Origin of the sequence: Pseudomonas sp. NPDC077186, assembly GCF_044543505.1 — a bacterium.
Lineage (GTDB): Bacteria > Pseudomonadota > Gammaproteobacteria > Pseudomonadales > Pseudomonadaceae > Aquipseudomonas.
The window spans coordinates 249,700-265,619 of sequence record NZ_JBITWE010000001.1 but is presented as its reverse complement, the minus strand read 5'-3'; the positions used below and the strand labels follow the sequence as shown (position 1 = coordinate 265,619).

At 66.4% G+C, this 15,920-nt stretch carries 12 protein-coding genes; 9 read left to right on the top strand and 3 right to left on the bottom strand.

The window, feature by feature from the left end; translation table 11 throughout:
* Window positions 1–5: 5 nt before the first annotated feature.
* The 7 genes from ACIGKL_RS01195 (at window position 6) to ACIGKL_RS01165 (ending at window position 10,757) form a co-directional block, all read left to right on the top strand.
* A complete protein-coding gene (locus ACIGKL_RS01195) occupies window positions 6–2,720 on the top strand; it encodes a LuxR C-terminal-related transcriptional regulator (protein ID WP_397484912.1) in 2,715 nt (904 codons plus the stop codon).
* Window positions 2,717–5,440 carry a LuxR C-terminal-related transcriptional regulator gene (locus ACIGKL_RS01190; protein ID WP_397484911.1) on the top strand — a complete coding sequence of 908 codons (2,724 nt, stop codon included), beginning with the start codon at window positions 2,717–2,719 and terminating at the stop codon, window positions 5,438–5,440. The genes ACIGKL_RS01195 and ACIGKL_RS01190 overlap by 4 nt, the downstream gene beginning before the upstream one ends.
* 240 nt (window positions 5,441–5,680) lie before the next feature.
* Window positions 5,681–6,103: a DUF6160 family protein gene (locus ACIGKL_RS01185; RefSeq protein WP_397484910.1), complete on the top strand. Its 423-nt coding sequence runs from the start codon at window positions 5,681–5,683 to the stop codon at window positions 6,101–6,103.
* 85 nt (window positions 6,104–6,188) lie between these two features.
* Window positions 6,189–6,950 carry a C39 family peptidase gene (locus ACIGKL_RS01180; protein WP_397484909.1) on the top strand — a complete coding sequence of 254 codons (762 nt, stop codon included), beginning with the start codon at window positions 6,189–6,191 and terminating at the stop codon, window positions 6,948–6,950.
* Window positions 6,951–6,988: 38 nt separating this feature from the next.
* Window positions 6,989–7,993: a transporter gene (locus ACIGKL_RS01175; protein ID WP_397484908.1), complete on the top strand. Its 1,005-nt coding sequence runs from the start codon at window positions 6,989–6,991 to the stop codon at window positions 7,991–7,993.
* An 18-nt stretch (window positions 7,994–8,011) separates the two neighbouring features.
* On the top strand, window positions 8,012–9,601 hold the full coding sequence (locus ACIGKL_RS01170) for an outer membrane protein transport protein (protein WP_397484907.1): 1,590 nt from the start codon (window positions 8,012–8,014) through the stop codon (window positions 9,599–9,601).
* A gap of 4 nt (window positions 9,602–9,605) precedes the next feature.
* On the top strand, window positions 9,606–10,757 hold the full coding sequence (locus tag ACIGKL_RS01165; RefSeq protein WP_397484906.1) for a MalM family protein: 1,152 nt from the start codon (window positions 9,606–9,608) through the stop codon (window positions 10,755–10,757).
* 179 nt (window positions 10,758–10,936) lie between these two features.
* Here ACIGKL_RS01165 and ACIGKL_RS01160 read toward each other — a convergent pair whose 3' ends face one another.
* The 3 genes from ACIGKL_RS01160 to ACIGKL_RS01150 are packed head-to-tail and all read right to left on the bottom strand — an operon-like array spanning window position 10,937 to window position 13,997.
* Complete coding sequence (locus ACIGKL_RS01160) at window positions 10,937–11,923, bottom strand: alpha-L-glutamate ligase-like protein (RefSeq protein WP_397484905.1); 987 nt, start codon at window positions 11,921–11,923, stop codon at window positions 10,937–10,939.
* Between the two features lie 4 nt (window positions 11,924–11,927).
* Entirely contained in the window at window positions 11,928–13,454 is a 1,527-nt protein-coding gene (locus tag ACIGKL_RS01155; protein ID WP_397484904.1) for an inactive transglutaminase family protein, read from the bottom strand.
* Between the two features lie 6 nt (window positions 13,455–13,460).
* Window positions 13,461–13,997, bottom strand: a complete 537-nt coding sequence (locus ACIGKL_RS01150) for an ATP-dependent zinc protease (RefSeq protein ID WP_397484903.1) — start codon at window positions 13,995–13,997, stop codon at window positions 13,461–13,463.
* 299 nt (window positions 13,998–14,296) lie between these two features.
* Between ACIGKL_RS01150 and ACIGKL_RS01145 the strand changes: the two genes are divergently transcribed.
* Together ACIGKL_RS01145 and prpB are read left to right on the top strand one after the other, a co-directional pair.
* The gene (locus ACIGKL_RS01145) at window positions 14,297–15,019 is read left to right on the top strand and encodes a GntR family transcriptional regulator (protein ID WP_397484902.1); all 723 of its coding nucleotides are present in this window, start codon (window positions 14,297–14,299) and stop codon (window positions 15,017–15,019) included.
* Window positions 15,016–15,900 carry a methylisocitrate lyase gene (prpB, locus tag ACIGKL_RS01140; RefSeq protein WP_397484901.1) on the top strand — a complete coding sequence of 295 codons (885 nt, stop codon included), beginning with the start codon at window positions 15,016–15,018 and terminating at the stop codon, window positions 15,898–15,900. Before ACIGKL_RS01145 ends, prpB begins: the two co-directional genes overlap by 4 nt.
* Window positions 15,901–15,920: the final 20 nt, after the last annotated feature.

Sequence of the window (15,920 nt, the reverse complement as noted above, 5' to 3'; positions counted from 1 at the left end):
AGGCCATGGATGAAGTTATAGATCCAGCCGCTGGAAGCCTGCTGCGCTCGAAACTCTCGCCGCCCCAGGCCTCCACCGACCATCTGGCAAGGCCCCAGGTTGAAGCCGCGCTTTCAGCCCATCCGCATGCCCGCCTCGTGCTCTTTTCCGCCCCCGCCGGCTTCGGCAAGACCACCGCCCTGGCGGTGTTCGCCGCCGAGCGCCGCAGTGCCGGTGCCGGCATCGCCTGGTTGTCGCTCGGTCCCGGCGACGACGAGCCGGTGCGCTTCTTCCAGCAACTGCTCGAGGCCCTCGGCCGCGCGGTGCCCGGGTTGGGCGACGACGCCCTGGGTTACCTGCGCAATACCATGCGCGTGCCGGTCGAGGCCGTCATGGAAAGCCTGCTGGTCGACCTGGCGCAGCGCCAGGAGCCGCTGCTGCTGGTGCTCGACGACCTGCACCTGATCCAGGACGGCGAGCTGCTCGGCTCGCTCAATCGCCTGGTCAAGCTGGCGCCGCCGAACTTCACCCTGGCCATCGGCAGCCGCTCGCAACCGCCGCTGAACCTGGCCACGCTGCGCGCCAAGGGGCTGCTGCTGGAAATCGGCAGCGAGGAGCTGCGCCTCAACCCGCAGGAGGCGCGCAGCTACCTCGAGCGTAGCGGCCTGCAGCTCGACGCCGAGGCGTTCGGCGCGCTGTACAGCCACACCGAGGGCTGGATGGTCGGCGTGCACCTGGCCAGCCTGTGGCTGCGTCATCAGCCCCAGCCCGGCGCGCGCATGGCCGAGCTGGGCGCGGAGCAGCACGCGGTGGGCGACTACCTGCTGCGCTCGGTGTTCGAGCAACTGCCGCTCGAGCGCCAGGAGCAGTTGCTCGCCCTCGGCGTGGCGCAGCAGCTCAGCGGCGACCTGGCCAACGCGTTGACCGGCCGGCAGGACGGCCAGCGCCTGCTGGAGGAGCTGGAAGCCATGCAGCTGTTCCTCCTGCCGCTGGATCGCGAGCGCCAGTGGTACCGCTTCCACAACCTGTTCGCCGAATTCCTCCGCAACCGCCTCAAGGAGCGCGACCCCGAGCGCCTCAAGCAGCTGCATTTCAATGCCAGCCTGTGGTTCACCAATCACCACATGCAGAACCTGGCCATCGAGCACGCCTGCCTGGCCGAGGACGCCGAGATGCTCGCCGCGCTGCTCGACGGCTGCGGCCTGGAGCTGATCAATCGCGGCCAGCTCAACCTGATCTACAAGTGGCGCCAGCACGTGCCGGACGAGATCGCCGGGCGCTTTCCCGTGCTGGTGCTGGCCGACGTCTGGACCCGCGCCGCCGAGCTCGGCCTGAGCGAAGCCAACCGCATGCTCGACGAGTTGCTCGAGCGCTGGGGCGAGTCGCGCAGCAGCGGGCCGCTCAGCGACAAGCTGCTGGCCACCCTGGCGATCAAGGCGGTGATCGCCCTGCAGAAGGACGACCTGGACACCTGCGTGAGCCTGGCGCGGCGCATCGAGGCGCAACTCGGCCAGCACACCGCCTTTCTCGAGGTGGCGATCCTCACGGTCGGCGCCCTGGCCCAGGTCATGCTCGGCCAGGCCGAGCCGGCGCGCCGCCTGCTGGCCCTGGCGCAGCAGCGCAACCATTTTCTCGAAGGTCGCTACCTGGACATGCAGCTGGCCAACGTGGAAATCCTGCTGTGCCTGGAGCAGGGACGGATCAAGCAGGCGCAGCTGTTGTTCGAGCAGCTGCGTGCGCGGGTCATGCCCTGGTTCGGCGAGAAGTCCCGCGCCCTGGCCCTGCCGACCATCACGGAGGCGCTGATCGCCTACCGCCAGGGGCGGCTTGCCGGGCTGCAGGAGCGTCTGCGCTGGGCCCTGGCCACGGTCGACGTGATCAACCCCATCGATCTCTACGCCCAGGCCATGCTCTGCCTGGCGCGGGTGCAGCGCATGCAGGACGCACCCAAGGAGGCGGCCGCGACCCTGGTGCTGATGCAGAACCTGGCGGCGCGCAACCATTCCTGGCGCTTCTACGTGCAGGCGGTGGGCGAGGAGATCGCCCTGATCCTGCAGGAGCCGGCCGCCGACCGCAGCAAGCGCGCCGAGCAGCGCCTGAAGGCGGTGGACTGGCACAAGCTGGCGGCGCACTACAAGCAGCGCAGCTTCAACCCGGTGCTCTGGGTGCTGGGCCTGACCCGCATTCGCCTGCAGCAGGCGCGTGGCCATTACAGCGAGGCGCTGCACGAGATCACCCAGCTGCGCAGCCAGCTGCAGGGCGGCTGGCACGGCCTGCAGCGGCTGCGCCTGGACCTGCTGGCGGCGCTTAGCTACCAGCGCCTGGGCTATCAGGAACGGGCGCAGAGCCTGCTGGTGCAGTGCCTGATCGGTGCCGAGCGGGAAGAGGCGCGCAGCCTGTTCGTCGAGGAAGGCGAGGCCATTCGCCTGCTGTTGCAGCAGCTGGAAGCCGCCGAGCGCCAGCCGGCGCTGCAGGGTTTTATCCGCAGCCTGCTGGCGATCTGGCCGGGACAGGAGTCGCGCCAGCCGCAGGACGCGCTGGAGGAGGGGCTGACCGAGCGCGAGCGCGAAGTGGTCTGCCTGGCCGCCAAGGGCCTGTCCAACGACGAGATCGGCCAGCAGCTGTCGCTGGCCCTGGGTACCGTCAAATGGCACCTGCACAACATCTACGAAAAGCTCAAGGTGCGTAATCGCACCCAAGCCATCCGTCGCGCCCGCGAGCTGAGCCTACTCGAATCATGACCAGTCAAAACCAGCCCCGCCTGCAGGGGTTTCCCCTGCTGCGCACCAAGCTCTATCCCGCTCATGGCGAAGGCGCACCGCTGCTGGAGCGCTCGGCGCTGCTAGAGCGTCTGCTGGCGGCGCGCGAACAACGCCTGTTGCTCCTCAGCGCGCCGGCCGGCTTCGGCAAGAGCACGGTGCTCAGCCAGTTGCGTCGGCGTCTGCAGGCGCAGGGCGCGCGCGTCGCCTGGCTGTCGTGCGACGAGGCCGACAGCGAGCCGCCGCGTTTTCTGCAGTACCTGATCGCCTCCATCGAACTGGCCTGCCCGGGTTTCGGCAGCAGCGCCTCGGCGCTGCTGCAGGGCGATATCAGCTGGCCGCTGGAGGCGGTGATCGACGCCTTCATCGACGACCTCAAGGGCCTGCCGCACGCGCTCTACCTGATGCTCGACGACTTCCACCGCATCCGCCACCCGTCCCTTGGCCAGGGGGCGCGCTACCTGGTCGAGCGCCTGCCCGGGCACGTGCACCTGGTGGTCAGCACGCGCTACCAGCCGCGTTTTCTCGACGAGCCGCCGTCGCTCGGCGCCTGGGCCTTCTGGCTCAAGGCCGAGGACCTGCGCCTGAGCCGCGCCGAGACCGCCGCCTACTTCCGCGAGATCAAGCAGCTGGCGCTGGAGGAGGGCGAGCTCAACCAGCTCTATGCGCGTACCGAGGGCTGGATCACCGCCTTGCACCTGGCCGCGCTGGCCCTGCCGCGTCAGCAGGATCGCGCCGCCTTCCTCGCCGGGCTGTCCGGCGCCGAACGCGATATCGCCGACTACCTGGCCGAGGACGTGGTGGCCAGCCTGCCCGAGGCGCTGCAGCTGTTTCTCGACCAGACCGCGGTGCTCGACGAGTTCAACGCCGAGCTGTGCAACGCCCTGACCGGCCGCCGCGACGGCCGCGACATGTTGCGTCGGCTGCAGGGCGAGCAGCTGTTCGTGATCCCGCTGGACGAGCAGGGCGAGTGGTTCCGCTATCACCACCTGTTCGCCGAGTTCCTCCAGGGCCGCCTGGCCAAGCGCGGCGATCCGGCCCACCTGCTGCACGCCGCGGCGCGCTGGTGCGAGAGCCGCGACCTGGCCGACAAGTCGATCAAGTACGCCCTGCGCGCCCGCGACTACGCGTTCGCCGCCGAACTGCTGGAGCGCCAGGGCGCACGGCTGATCGCCGGCAACCGGGTGTACGGCATCCTCGCCATCCTCAAGGACGTGCCGCCGGTGGTGATCGGCGAGCAGCCGGTGTTCCAGATCTTCTATGCCTGGCAGCTGGCCTTCGAGCAGAAATTCGCCGAATCCGAGGCGCTGATCGAGGAGGTCAGCACGCGCCTGACCCAGGGGCGCGGCAAGGGCATGCACTTCGGCTTGATCGAGCTATTGGCGGCGGCGCAGGTGCTCAAGGCGCTGGTGCTGCTGTACCAGGACAAGCTGGAGGCCTGCCTCAAGGTGGCCGGGCACTGGCTGGCGCTGGTGCCGCAGAACCAGCCGGTGTTCCGCGCCAGCCTGGCCTGCGTGCAGGCCGCGGCGTTCGCCCTGCTCGGCGAATTCGGCGAAGCGGCCAAGGCGATTGCCGTGGCGCGGGAGAACCTGCGCCAGTGCGAGAGCGAATACCTGCACGTGATGGCCAGCCTGATCGAGGCGCTGATCTGCAAGGAATACGGCGAACTGGAGCGCGGCCGCGCCCTGGCGGAAACCGCGCGGGCGCGGGTCGAGCAGGTGTTCGGCCGGCGCAGTCGGGTCGGCGGGCCGCTGGGCCTGGCCTACGCCGACCTGCTCTACGAACAGGATCGGCATGGCGCCATTCTCGCCGAGCTGCCGCTGGCCACCACCTGGCGCGACGTGGCCACGCCGGTGGAGCTGATCAGCCGCGGCAAGCTGGTGATGGCGCGTGCGCGCTTCTTCGCCGGCGAGGCCGAGCAGGGGCTGGCCGAGCTCGACGAGTGGCTGGCCGGCCTGCAGGGGCCGGGCTACGAGCGGGTATTCGCCTTGGGCATGGGCTGCAAGGTGCAGTTCCTGCTGTGGCTGCGCCGGCCCAACGAGGCGCAGCGCATCTACCTGCAGCTGGAGCGGCACCTGGCGGCGCTGCCCATCGAACGCTATGGCGATGCCCATACCGCCCTGGCTCTGAGCCAGGCGCGTCTGGCCCTGGCCGAGCGCCGGGTGGAAAAAGCCCAGGCCAGCCTGGAAGCCTGCCTGGTCAAGCAGGGCGCCGAGCACCAGCGCGACCGCCGGCTGCGTCTGGCCCTGTTACTTTCTGTGGCGTACTGGCGCAAAGGTAACAGCGAAAAAGCCTTCGCCTTGCTCCGCGCGACGCTGGAGGAGGCCTGGCAGTGCGGCTACCGCCGCCTGTTCCAGGACGACGCGCTGTGGCTGCTGCCGCTCTGGGACGCCTGGAGCAGCGCCGAACCCAAGCGCGCCGCGGCCTGGCAGGGGCTCGCCGAACTGCTTCGCGAGCAATGTCGGCGACTGGCCATAGATCCGCAGAGTTTCGAGGAAAATCAGGATGTTAGCCATCGCGAGCGGGAGATCCTGCGGCTGGTGGCGGCGGGCCTGTCGAACCGCGATATCGCCCAGGCGGTGCACCTGTCGGAGGCCACCATCAAGTGGCACTTGCACAACCTGTTTTCCAAGCTGGGGGTGCGCAGCCGCACCCAGGCGGTACTCAAGGGCAAGAGCCTGGGCCTGCTTAGCGAGGCCTGAGCTGGCCGGCGAGGAAAGTGAACGGCCGTGCTCCATCCCTTGGATGGGCTGGCAGTCGGGGAGGGGGTTAGTAGCTTGTAGCCAGGTCGAGAAGCACGCTGCTTCGCGAATCCAAGCCTGGCGCGCCTAGGGAAGCAGCGGCAGGCCTGGTGATCGGTATGAGCCGATCCAACTGCTTGCGACAGGGAGTCGCCGGCAGAGCCCCGGGGAACCCCCATTAGAACTGTGGAGATAACAACAATGATGACCCTGAAAAAACTCGCTCTTGCCGCCGCCATCATGGCCGTTCCGTTCATGGCTCAGGCCGACCTGAAGGCGCTGGACGACGCCGATCTGGCCGGTGTCACCGGTCAGGCTGGGATCAGCATCGCCGGTAACTTCGACGCCACCATCGGCTCCATCGTCTACACCGACACCGAGGCCGGCGTCACCGACGGCAGCAACAGCCTGACCCTGGAAACCGTCACCCTGTCCGGTTTCAACATCGACGAAAGCAACCCGCTGACCATCGACGTGGTCGACAGCAAGCTGGAAATCGGCCTGCCGGGCATCAACGGCGGTGTTTCGGTGGGCGCGGTGAAGATCGGTGCCAACAGCATCGGCGGCCTGGCCATCAACGGCCTGGACATGGCCGGTTCCACCGTCAAGGTCTGGGGTCATTGATCCTCGTGTGACCTGATCCACAGGAGCCCTGTCGCCTGGCGCGGCGGGGCTTCCTGCTTCGTTGTACGCAGTCGCGGATTGACCAATGATCGAGATTCTCGTGGGCAGCCTGATCGGTTTGTACGGTTTTACCGAGGCGGTCGACACCAAGCCGCAACCTGCCGGAGTCGTGAATATCAGCCAACCGCTGGTGCCCAATGGCCCGTTGCGCGAGTCGGTGGTGCTGGAGCCGATGAGCCAGCTGCAGTTTCGCAACGTGATCCGCCAGGCCTACGACTACAGCTGCGGTTCCGCGGCGCTGACCACCCTGCTCGACTACTACCTGGGGCGCAATCTGGAAGAGCGCCAGGTGATGGAAGGGCTGCTGCATTTCGGCGAAGCGGAGAAGATCGTCGAGCGTCGCGGCTTCTCGCTGCTCGACATGAAGCGCTTCGTCACCGCGCTGGGCTACAAGAGTGGCGGCTTTCGCGCCGACTTCGCCGACCTCGAGCAGCTCGAGCATCCGGCCATCGTGCCGATCGAGTATGCCGGCTTCAAGCATTTCGTGGTGGTGCGCGACGTCTACAACGAGCACGTCTTCGTCGCCGATCCGGCGTTGGGCAATATCAGTTTCACCCGCGTGCGCTTCGAGCAGATCTGGGACCAGAACGTATTGTTCGTGATCTTCCCCAGCGGCAACGAGCCGGCCAATGCCATGGCCCTGACCGACCGCGATCTGCGCATCATCGACGACCGCACCATCAGTCTGCTGGCCTTCCGCGAGTTTCCGCAGATGGCCAAGTTCACCGCCAATCAGGCCGATGAGCTGGGTTCGGGGGGCGACATTCAATACATTCGCCGCAAGTGATTCACCCGGCATAACAATAACGACCTGGGGATAGCGTCATGGGAGTTTGGGGGTACGCAGGGCTGGCCGCGCTGGCACTGGCCGTGGCACAGCCGGCCTATGCCGAAGAGGCGACGGTCGACGAGGCGCGCGAGGCGCTGACCAAGAAGGAAGACGACGCCGACAGCGCCAAGGCGCTGGAAGAGGTGTTCCAGGCCGCCGAGAAGAGCTACACCCTGCTCAAGAAGGGCGAACGCACCCTGACCTATGGTTTCGACTACTCGCTGCTGCGCGATACCCAGATCCAGACCGTGCGCACCGGCAGCAACGTGTTCAGCGTGATCGGCCAGAGCGAGGCGCAGCACACCTTCACCAACTCCTTCACCTTCGACTACGGGGTGTGGGACAACCTCACCTTCAGCATGCGCGTGCCGTTCCTGGCCAAGTACGACACCGAGCGCGACCTCAGCACCTACAGCCTCGGCGACGTTTCCGCCAGCCTGCGCTGGCAGCCCTGGTCGTCGGCGCGCGGGCGGCCGGTCACCACGCTGTTCGCCACCCTCGGCCTGCCCACCGGCGACAGCCCCTACGACGTCAGCCTGGACAACGGCCTGTCCAGCGGCAACGGCTATTACAGCCTGGGCGTCGGCGCCAACCTGTCCTACGTGATCGACCCGGTCGTGCTGTTCGGCTCGCTCGGTTACACCTACAACCTGCCGATCCGCGACGCCGACCAGGTGCGCGCCGGCCGCCTGTTGGAAGAGGTCGACCCGGGCTCGAGCCTGTCGCTGAGCATGGGCTTCGCCTACGCCTTGTCCTACGACGTGTCGCTGGCCACCTCGTTCCAGATGGCGCACAACCTGGCACCGACCTTCAAGTTCAGCGACGCCAGCTTCGAAGGCAGCGAGCAGACCAGCGCGGTGATGAACTTCTCCCTCGGCCTGCGCACCTCGCCGAACCATATCGTCAATGTCAACGCCGGCTTCGGCATGACCGAAGATTCGCCCGATGTCCTGCTCGGCGTCTCCATGCCCCTGGACATCAAGGGCCTCAAGGCCGAATAAGCAGCGAGCGAAGCCGATATGACCCATCTTGCGACGCTGCAGGCCGTGCTGCTGGTCGGCCTGAGCGCGGGCTGCGCTCTGCAGGCCCAGGCCCAACTGGCCAATAACCTGACCATCGGCAATCCCAAGGCCATGGCCATGGGCAACGCGGTGACCGCCGATTCCACCGGCATCGACGCCGTGCACTACAACCCGGCCGCGCTGAGCAAGCTCAAGGGCCGGCAGACCACGGTCAAGCTGCTCAGCGGGGTGATGGACATCCGCGCCGAATTCGAGGCCAAGGAAGACTACGGCTTCATGGGCTTCGACGACGACCCGTTCAAGAATTCCAGCAGCCGCACCCTGACGCCGACCATGTACCTGCCCGGCGTCGGCGGCATGACCGAGTTGCCGGTGCTGGTGGCGCCGCTGGCGGGGCTGTCGATCAACCCGCCGGGCTCGAAGTTCACCTTCGCCACCAACGTCTACGCGCCCATGGCGCTGGGCTACTCGCGCGATTCCGACAGCGACCCGGGGCGCTTCCAGGGGCGCCAGGTATCGCTGCAGCGCATCACCTACTTTTCCCCCTCGCTGGCCTATCAGGTCAACGACGAACTCTCCGTGGGGCTGTCCGTGGGCTTCTCGCACCAGGCCGTGGCGCTCAACCAGGATTTCCGCAACCCCGGCATGCTCACCGGCCTGACCCGCATCCTCAACGAGGCGCTGTGCCTGCCCGGTCTGGAGGAGATCCTCGGCCCCTTCATCAACGTCTGCAGCGGCAAGATCGGCCCCTTCGACTCGCTGGCCAACCTCGATCTGGACCTGCAGCAGAGCCTGTCGCCGTCCTACAACCTGGGCATCCTCTGGGAGCCCACCGACTGGTTCGCCTGGGGCGCCACCTACCAGAGCGAGGCGCGGATGAACCTGCAGGGCAAGTACCGCATCGACTACACCGACGACTGGGCCGGGTTCTGGTCGGGCCTGCAGAGCTCGCTGTTCGGCCAGGTGCTCAGCCCGATCTTCCCCTTCGGCGCGGACGAGGAGAGCGGCAACGCCTCGCTCAAGCTGACCTACCCGGATGCCTTCAGCACCGGCATCAAGCTGCGTCCGCTGGACAAGTGGCAATTCAACCTCGACCTGCGCTGGGTCGGCTACAGCGACTGGAACAACTTCGAGATCGAGTTCGACCGCGAGCTGGATCTGCTGCGCATCGCCAAGACCTTCGGCGGCGGCAACGCCACCGATCGCAGCATCATCCTCGACCGCGGCTACCGCGACACCTGGAGCTGGGGCGTGGGCGTGCAGTACGAGGTCAACGACCGCCTGGCCCTGCGCGCCGGCTACGAATACCGTCCCTCGGCCATCCCCAAGGACAAGGCCGACGTACTGGCGCCGGTGGGCGACGCCGATCTCTACGGCCTGGGCCTGGGCTACCGCTGGGACAAGGACAGCAGCATCGACATCGGTTTCAACTACTTCGTCTCCAAGCAGAACATCCCCGCCGGCAGCAGCTGCAACCTCAGCTGCGAGGGCCTGGACAACCTGGTCTACAACCCCTATGCCGGGCTCAATATCGAGACCACGGTCAAGGCCTATATCTTCTCCATGACCTATACCTCGAGGTTCTGAGGCGATGCGCAGTCTGTTATTTGTCCTGTTGTTGCTTGCCTGGGGGCAGGCCGGTGCCGGCAGTCGCTATCTGACCTGGGTCGACGATCTGGGGCGGGTGCACAACACCTTCGTCGATACCCGCTTCGCCGAGCAGCAGCGCCTGGCCCAGCACCGCGCGCAGCAGAGCGAGCAGGCCCGCCTCGGCGATGGCGGCGCCTGGCCGGGCAGTGCGCCGAGCACCGGCGAGAGCAAGCGCCGCTATTTCACCTGGGTCGACGGCAGCGGCCAGCTGCAGAACAGTTTCTATGCCGGCGAGCAGGTCGCCGGCGTGGCCCGCCGCGACCGCCTGCTGGCCAGCGGCGAGCGGGCAGGGGACTACATCGATTCGGCGGTGCTGGAGGGGCGCGGCTTCGTCCGCGACGGCGACGACAGCCCCTATTACACCTGGGTCGACGAACAGGGACGGATGCACAACTCGCCGGTCGCCGCCGGTCAGCGCGATGCCGGCGGCAGCGGGCAAAGCGCCTCGGTGCGCTATAGCGACGGCCGGCAGATCGAGTTCGAGCGCGGCCAGCCGGCCCTGCCGCTGCTCGACGGCCAGCCGACCGCGGCCATGCAGGCGCTGCTGGCCGGCAGCCAGAGCCGTGGCGACGGCCTCTACGGCGAACTGCTGACGCGCTGCTGCGGCCAGCTGCGCGACAGCGATTTCACCGCGCTGTCGGCCGACGAGCCGCGCTTTGAAGAGCTCGACCGTTTCTCGCCCAGCTTCGAGTTCCCCATGGGCCGCAGCTACTACGCGGCGCTGAAGCTGCCGGCATCGCGCCAGACCTACGGCCTGCGTGTGCGCAGTTTCGCCAACCGCCAGGTGGTCTACCCCTCGCTGCTGTTTCTCGACGAGGCCAAGCGGCCGACGCGCCTGGTCAGCGATGCGGTATACCAGCTGCACCCGGAAACCTGGTATCGCTACGCCTTTATCGAGGGCACGGTGCAGGTGCGCGCCGAGCGCGGCGAGCGCTACGTGCTGCTGCTCACCACCGACGAGGATCGCAGCCTGCAGACCCTCGACAACAAGCCGTTCAAGCGTCCGCTGCAGGCGCTGGCGACCGATGCGGCGGGCATGCAGCGTCATGCCCATGCCGACGAGGGAGCCTTCGAACTGGCCATCGTGCGCTGAACGAGCCGTAGGGTGCGCCGTGCGCACCAGCTCTCGGGGACAAACGGTGTGCACGGCCTGTAGCCCGGATGAAATCCCGGCTGCTAGGTGGGGCGGGCGTAACCCGCCATTAGCGGGCTGGCGGGTTGCGCCCGTCTTACGAACTGCTGGTGCGCACGGCGCACCCTACGGCCCAGGCGTCAGACTTCCTTGCTGACGACGTGGCCGAACAGCTGCTGGGAGAAGCGCACGCGTTCTTCCGCGCTTTCCTGGATGCCTTTCTTCTTCAGCTCTTCCAGGCGCGCCTCGACGGCGTGGGCGCGGTGGGTCAGGCCGCAGTCGTTGGCGATCTGGATGTTCAGGCCGGGGCGGGCGTTGAGCTCGAGGATCAGCGGGCCCTTGTCCTGGTCCAGCACCATGTCCACGCCGATGTAGCCCAGGCCGCACAGCTCGTAGCAGCCGGCAGCGAGCTTCATGAAGCCGTCCCAGTTCGGCAGCTGCACGCCGTCCACCGCGTTGGTGGTGTCCGGGTGCTTGCTGATCTTGTTGTTCAGCCAGGTACCGCGCAGGGTTACGCCGGTGGCCAGGTCGACGCCGACGCCGATGGCGCCCTGGTGCAGGTTGGCCTTGCCGTTGGACTGGCGGGTCGGCAGGCGCAGCATGGCCATCACCGGGTAACCCATGAGCACGATGATGCGGATGTCCGGCACGCCTTCGTAGCTGATGCTCTTGAAGATGGTGTCCGGGGTCACCCGGTACTCGATCAGTGCGCGGTCGCGGTGGCCGCCCAGCGAGTAGAGGCCGGAGAGGATGCTGGAGATCTGCTGCTCCAGCTCCTCATGGCTGACAATCTTGCCGGACACCGTCTTGAAACGGTCCTCGAAGCGGTCGGCGATCACCAGGATGCCGTCGCCGCCGGCGCCCTGCGCCGGCTTGATGACGAAGTCGGTACGCCCGGCGATGATCTCGTCGAGCTGGTCGATGCCTTTCTCGGTGTCGATGATGCCGTACAGCTCGGGCACGTCGATGCCGGCCTCGATGGCCCGCTCCTTGGTGATGATCTTGTCGTCGACGATGGGGTAGAGGTGCCGTTTGTTGTACTTCAGCACGTAGTCCGCGTTGCGTCGGTTGATGCCCATGATGCCCTTGGCTTCAAGGGCCTTCCACGTCTTGATCAGGCCGAACATGGCGTTAGTCCTTGAGGAAGGCTTTGAAGCGGAACAGTTCGGTCAGGCGGTAGCCGCGGTAACGACCCATCGCCAGCATGAAGCCCACCAGGATCATCAGCACCGCCGGGAAGGTGAACACGAAGTACACCAGCTCCGGCACGCTCATCAGCAGGTGCGCCAGGGTGGCGGCGACCAGGGTGCCGATGGCGACCTTGAAGGCATGGCTGCCGCCGCGCTCTTCCCAGGTGATCGACAGGCGCTCGATGGTCATGGTCAGAATCACCATGGGGAACAGCGCCACCGACAGGCCACGCTCCAGGCCCAGCTTGTGGCTGAACAGGCTGATGGCGGCGATCAGCACCACGACGAAGGTCAGCACCACCGACAGGCGCGGCAGCATCTGCAGCTTAAGGTGCTCCAGGTAGGAACGCAGCGACAGGCCGAGCGCGGTGATCACGGTGAACAGGAAAATGCCGAAGCCCAACTGGGTCTCGCGGAAGGCCAGGGCGATCAGCACCGGGGTGAAGGTGCCGAGGGTCTGCAGGCCGCCGAGGTTGCGCAGGATCAGGATCACCAGCACGCCGATGGGGATGACGATCATGATCTGGAAGGTCTGCTGGGTCGACAGCGGCAGGCCGTACAGCGAGTACTCGAGGAAGTCGGCGTCGGTGGTTTCGTCGGTCAGCTTGGCCAGGCGAATGGCGTTCATCTCGCTGTTGTTCAGGCTGAAGCTGACTTGCGCCTGCTTGCCGCCCTCCAGGCTGACCAGGTCGCCATCGCCGATCCACCACACCAGGCGGTCGGCCGGCAGGCCTTGTTCGCCGCTTTCCGGGTTGAAGTACAGCCACTTCTCGCCGTTGAAGCTGCGCAGCCAGAGTTCCGGCGACTGGCTGGTCTCGGCCTGCAGGCGAATGGTGTGCACGCGCTCCATCGGCACGTGGGCGATGGACAGCAGCAGGTCGATCACCTTGGCCTTGTTGGCCGTGGAGGCGTCGCCGCCGAGCAGCAGCTTGACGTTGTCGTCACCCGCATTGTTGACCCGCTTGATGGTCTCGCTGATGAAGGTCTCGACGTCGGCCGAGTGCTGGCGGATGGGCGCGAGCAGGGCGTCGGCGGCGATCTTTTCCGGGCCTTCGACCGCGATGCTGTCGCGGAAGATCGGCCCCTTGGCCGGCGCCTGTTCGCCGCTGTAGCGCTTGGTCAGCACCAGGCGGTAGTAGAGGGTCTGCTTGCCGCTGGCGCGACGAGCCGACCAGGTGACGCGGCGGTTGCCGTCGGCACGGTTGACGCTGACGCCATAGTTGTTGGAGATGAAGCTCTCGTTGAGGCTGACGTAGTCCTGGTTCAGCGGCGGCACGTACATCTGCAGCTTGACCGGCTCGCGCGGGCTGGCCTGGAACTCGACCTTGGCGTCGATGTTCCACAGGTCGTCGGTCTCGTCTTCGGTCACCGGAATGCCGAGGATGAAAATTTGGTATGCCGTAATCAGAACGCCCAGGGCCACCAACAAGGTGATCAGGACTTTCAGATGCAGGTTCAGAGAGCGCATGGGGAGTTACTCGCCAGGGGTTGCGTCAGAGTCGCAGCCGGGTTTGCCGGCGGCGTATTTAAGGCTTGGATCGACCAGGGCTTCGAAGTGCTTGAGCGCTTCGGAGCCGATCAGCAGCGGGTATTGGAATGCACTACGGTCGGTCAAGTTCACTTCGATGGTGCGCAGGGCCTGACCCATGCACAGCTGCAGTTCGATTACCGGGCGCGCCGTGTAGGTCTTGCCTTCTTCCGGGTCGTAGTCGCCGGCGCGGCGCTTGATCTTGCTGATCCGCGCCAGCGGGCGTTCGATGGTCTGCTCCTGGCCGCCGTCGATGGCCAGGACGAAACGCACCCAGGTCTCGCCGTCGCGCTTGAAGCGTTTGATGTCGCGGGCGCTGAGCGAGGCGGTCTTGGCGCCGGTATCGAGCTTGGCGGCGACTTCCAGGTCGAAGTCGAGCACGCGGGTGTATTCGTTGAGGCCATAGACGGTTTTGCCCACCGCGAGACTCGGGCAGGACAGGGCCAGCAGGCAAAGCAACAAGGCGAAGGGCTTGAGTGTCATAAGTCCTTGAGGGGAATGTTGCCAGGGGCGTGTGGGCGACTGGCGGCGGATGACCGGCGCGTTTGCCTGCCAGGAGTCTAGCAGGCGTGGCCGGGCGCAAGGCCCGGTCTGAGCGGGCGCCATTCTAGCATGGGGTTTTTCCGTGCCGACAGACGCTTATGTAGCTTTCTGCAAGTAAGGTCGGCGGTTGGCGGGGCAGGCGATCAGATACAGATTGTCGACAATGGCTAATTTTTCTTTGACAGGAATCGGCTATAAGCTTATTTTTTCGCCATCACACAGTCATGGTGTCGACAATTATGTTGGTCGAATCAACGCTCGCCGCTGCGCCCCAGGCCGATTCGGAGACGCTTTCCGAGCACGTCTTTCGCCTGATCCAGGCCGCCATCGTCAAGGGCGAGATCGCTCCCGGCAGCAAGATCTCCGAGCCCGAACTGGCGCGCACCTACGGCATCAGTCGCGGGCCGCTGCGCGAGGCGATCCATCGCCTGGAAGGGCAGAAGCTCTTGGTGCGCGTGCCTCATGTCGGCGCGCGGGTGGTGTCGCTGTCGCACGCCGAGCTGATCGAGCTGTACGAGATCCGCGAATCGCTGGAGGGCATGGCCTGTCGCCTGGCCGCCGAGCGCATGAGCCAGGCGGAGATCGACGAGTTGCGTCGGGTGCTGGACACCCATGAGCGCGACGAGGCGTTTCAGGCCGGCCGGGGCTACTACCAGCAGGAAGGCGATTTCGATTTCCACTACCGGATCATCCAGGGCAGCGGCAACGAGACCCTGGCCAAGATGCTCTGCGGCGAACTGTATCAGCTGGTGCGCATGTATCGCCTGCAGTTCTCCTCGGTGCCGAACCGGCCGCGCCAGGCCTTCGCCGAACACCACCGCATTCTCGATGCCATCGCCGAACGTGACGGCGAGTTGGCCGAACTCCTGATGCGCCGCCATATCGGCGCCTCCAAACGCAATATCGAGCGCCATTATCTGGATGCTCAGTCCAAGACAGCCAAGAAACGAGGTGAGTCATGAGTCAGCTTTCCCCCGGCCAGCGCTTCCGCCAGGCCCTCGCCGAAGAAAGTCCATTGCAGGTGATCGGCGCAATCAACGCCAACCATGCGCTGCTGGCCAAGCGCGCCGGTTTCCGCGCCCTCTACCTGTCCGGCGGCGGCGTCGCGGCCGGCTCCCTGGGCCTGCCGGATCTGGGCATCAATACCCTCGATGACGTGCTCACCGACGTGCGCCGCATCACCGACGTCTGCGACCTGCCGCTGCTGGTGGACATCGACACCGGCTTCGGCCCGAGCGCCTTCAATATCGAGCGCACCATCAAGAACCTGATCAAGGCCGGCGCCGCCGCCGCGCATATCGAGGACCAGGTCGGCGCCAAGCGCTGCGGCCACCGTCCGGGCAAGGAAATCGTCTCCTGCGAGGAGATGGTCGACCGCGTGCGCGCCGCCGCCGATGCCAAGACCGACCCGGATTTCTTCCTCATCGCCCGCACCGACGCGATCCAGGCCGAGGGCGTCGATGCCGCCATCGAGCGCTGCCAGGCCTACGTCGAGGCCGGTGCCGACGGCATCTTCGCCGAGGCTGCCTACGACCTGCCGACCTACCAGCGCTTCGTCGAGGCGCTCAAGGTGCCGGTGCTGGCCAATATCACCGAATTCGGCGCCACCCCGCTGTTCACCCGCGACGAGCTGGCCTCGGTCGGCGTGGCCATCCAGCTCTACCCGCTGTCGGCCTTCCGCGCGGCGAACAAGGCGGCAGAAGCGGTCTACACCGCGATCCGCCAGAGCGGCCACCAGAAGGACGTGATCGAGCTGATGCAGACCCGCGCCGAGCTCTATGACCGCATCGGCTACCACGCCTTCGAGCAGAAACTCGACGCGCTGTTCGCCGCGAAAAAATAACAACGCATCAACCGGATTCG

Bases quoted from the DNA above. Each gene is read 5' to 3' on its own strand.
- ACIGKL_RS01170 (WP_397484907.1), top strand. From the start codon at position 8,012: ATGACCCATCTTGCGACGCTGCAGGCCGTGCTGCTGGTCGGCCTGAGC.
- ACIGKL_RS01195 (WP_397484912.1), top strand. From the start codon at position 6: ATGGATGAAGTTATAGATCCAGCCGCTGGAAGCCTGCTGCGCTCGAAA.
- ACIGKL_RS01150 (WP_397484903.1), bottom strand. From the start codon at position 13,997: ATGACACTCAAGCCCTTCGCCTTGTTGCTTTGCCTGCTGGCCCTGTCC.
- ACIGKL_RS01145 (WP_397484902.1), top strand. From the start codon at position 14,297: ATGTTGGTCGAATCAACGCTCGCCGCTGCGCCCCAGGCCGATTCGGAG.
- ACIGKL_RS01190 (WP_397484911.1), top strand. From the start codon at position 2,717: ATGACCAGTCAAAACCAGCCCCGCCTGCAGGGGTTTCCCCTGCTGCGC.
- ACIGKL_RS01185 (WP_397484910.1), top strand. From the start codon at position 5,681: ATGATGACCCTGAAAAAACTCGCTCTTGCCGCCGCCATCATGGCCGTT.
- ACIGKL_RS01165 (WP_397484906.1), top strand. From the start codon at position 9,606: ATGCGCAGTCTGTTATTTGTCCTGTTGTTGCTTGCCTGGGGGCAGGCC.
- ACIGKL_RS01175 (WP_397484908.1), top strand. From the start codon at position 6,989: ATGGGAGTTTGGGGGTACGCAGGGCTGGCCGCGCTGGCACTGGCCGTG.
- ACIGKL_RS01160 (WP_397484905.1), bottom strand. From the start codon at position 11,923: ATGTTCGGCCTGATCAAGACGTGGAAGGCCCTTGAAGCCAAGGGCATC.
- ACIGKL_RS01155 (WP_397484904.1), bottom strand. From the start codon at position 13,454: ATGCGCTCTCTGAACCTGCATCTGAAAGTCCTGATCACCTTGTTGGTG.
- ACIGKL_RS01180 (WP_397484909.1), top strand. From the start codon at position 6,189: ATGATCGAGATTCTCGTGGGCAGCCTGATCGGTTTGTACGGTTTTACC.
- prpB (WP_397484901.1), top strand. From the start codon at position 15,016: ATGAGTCAGCTTTCCCCCGGCCAGCGCTTCCGCCAGGCCCTCGCCGAA.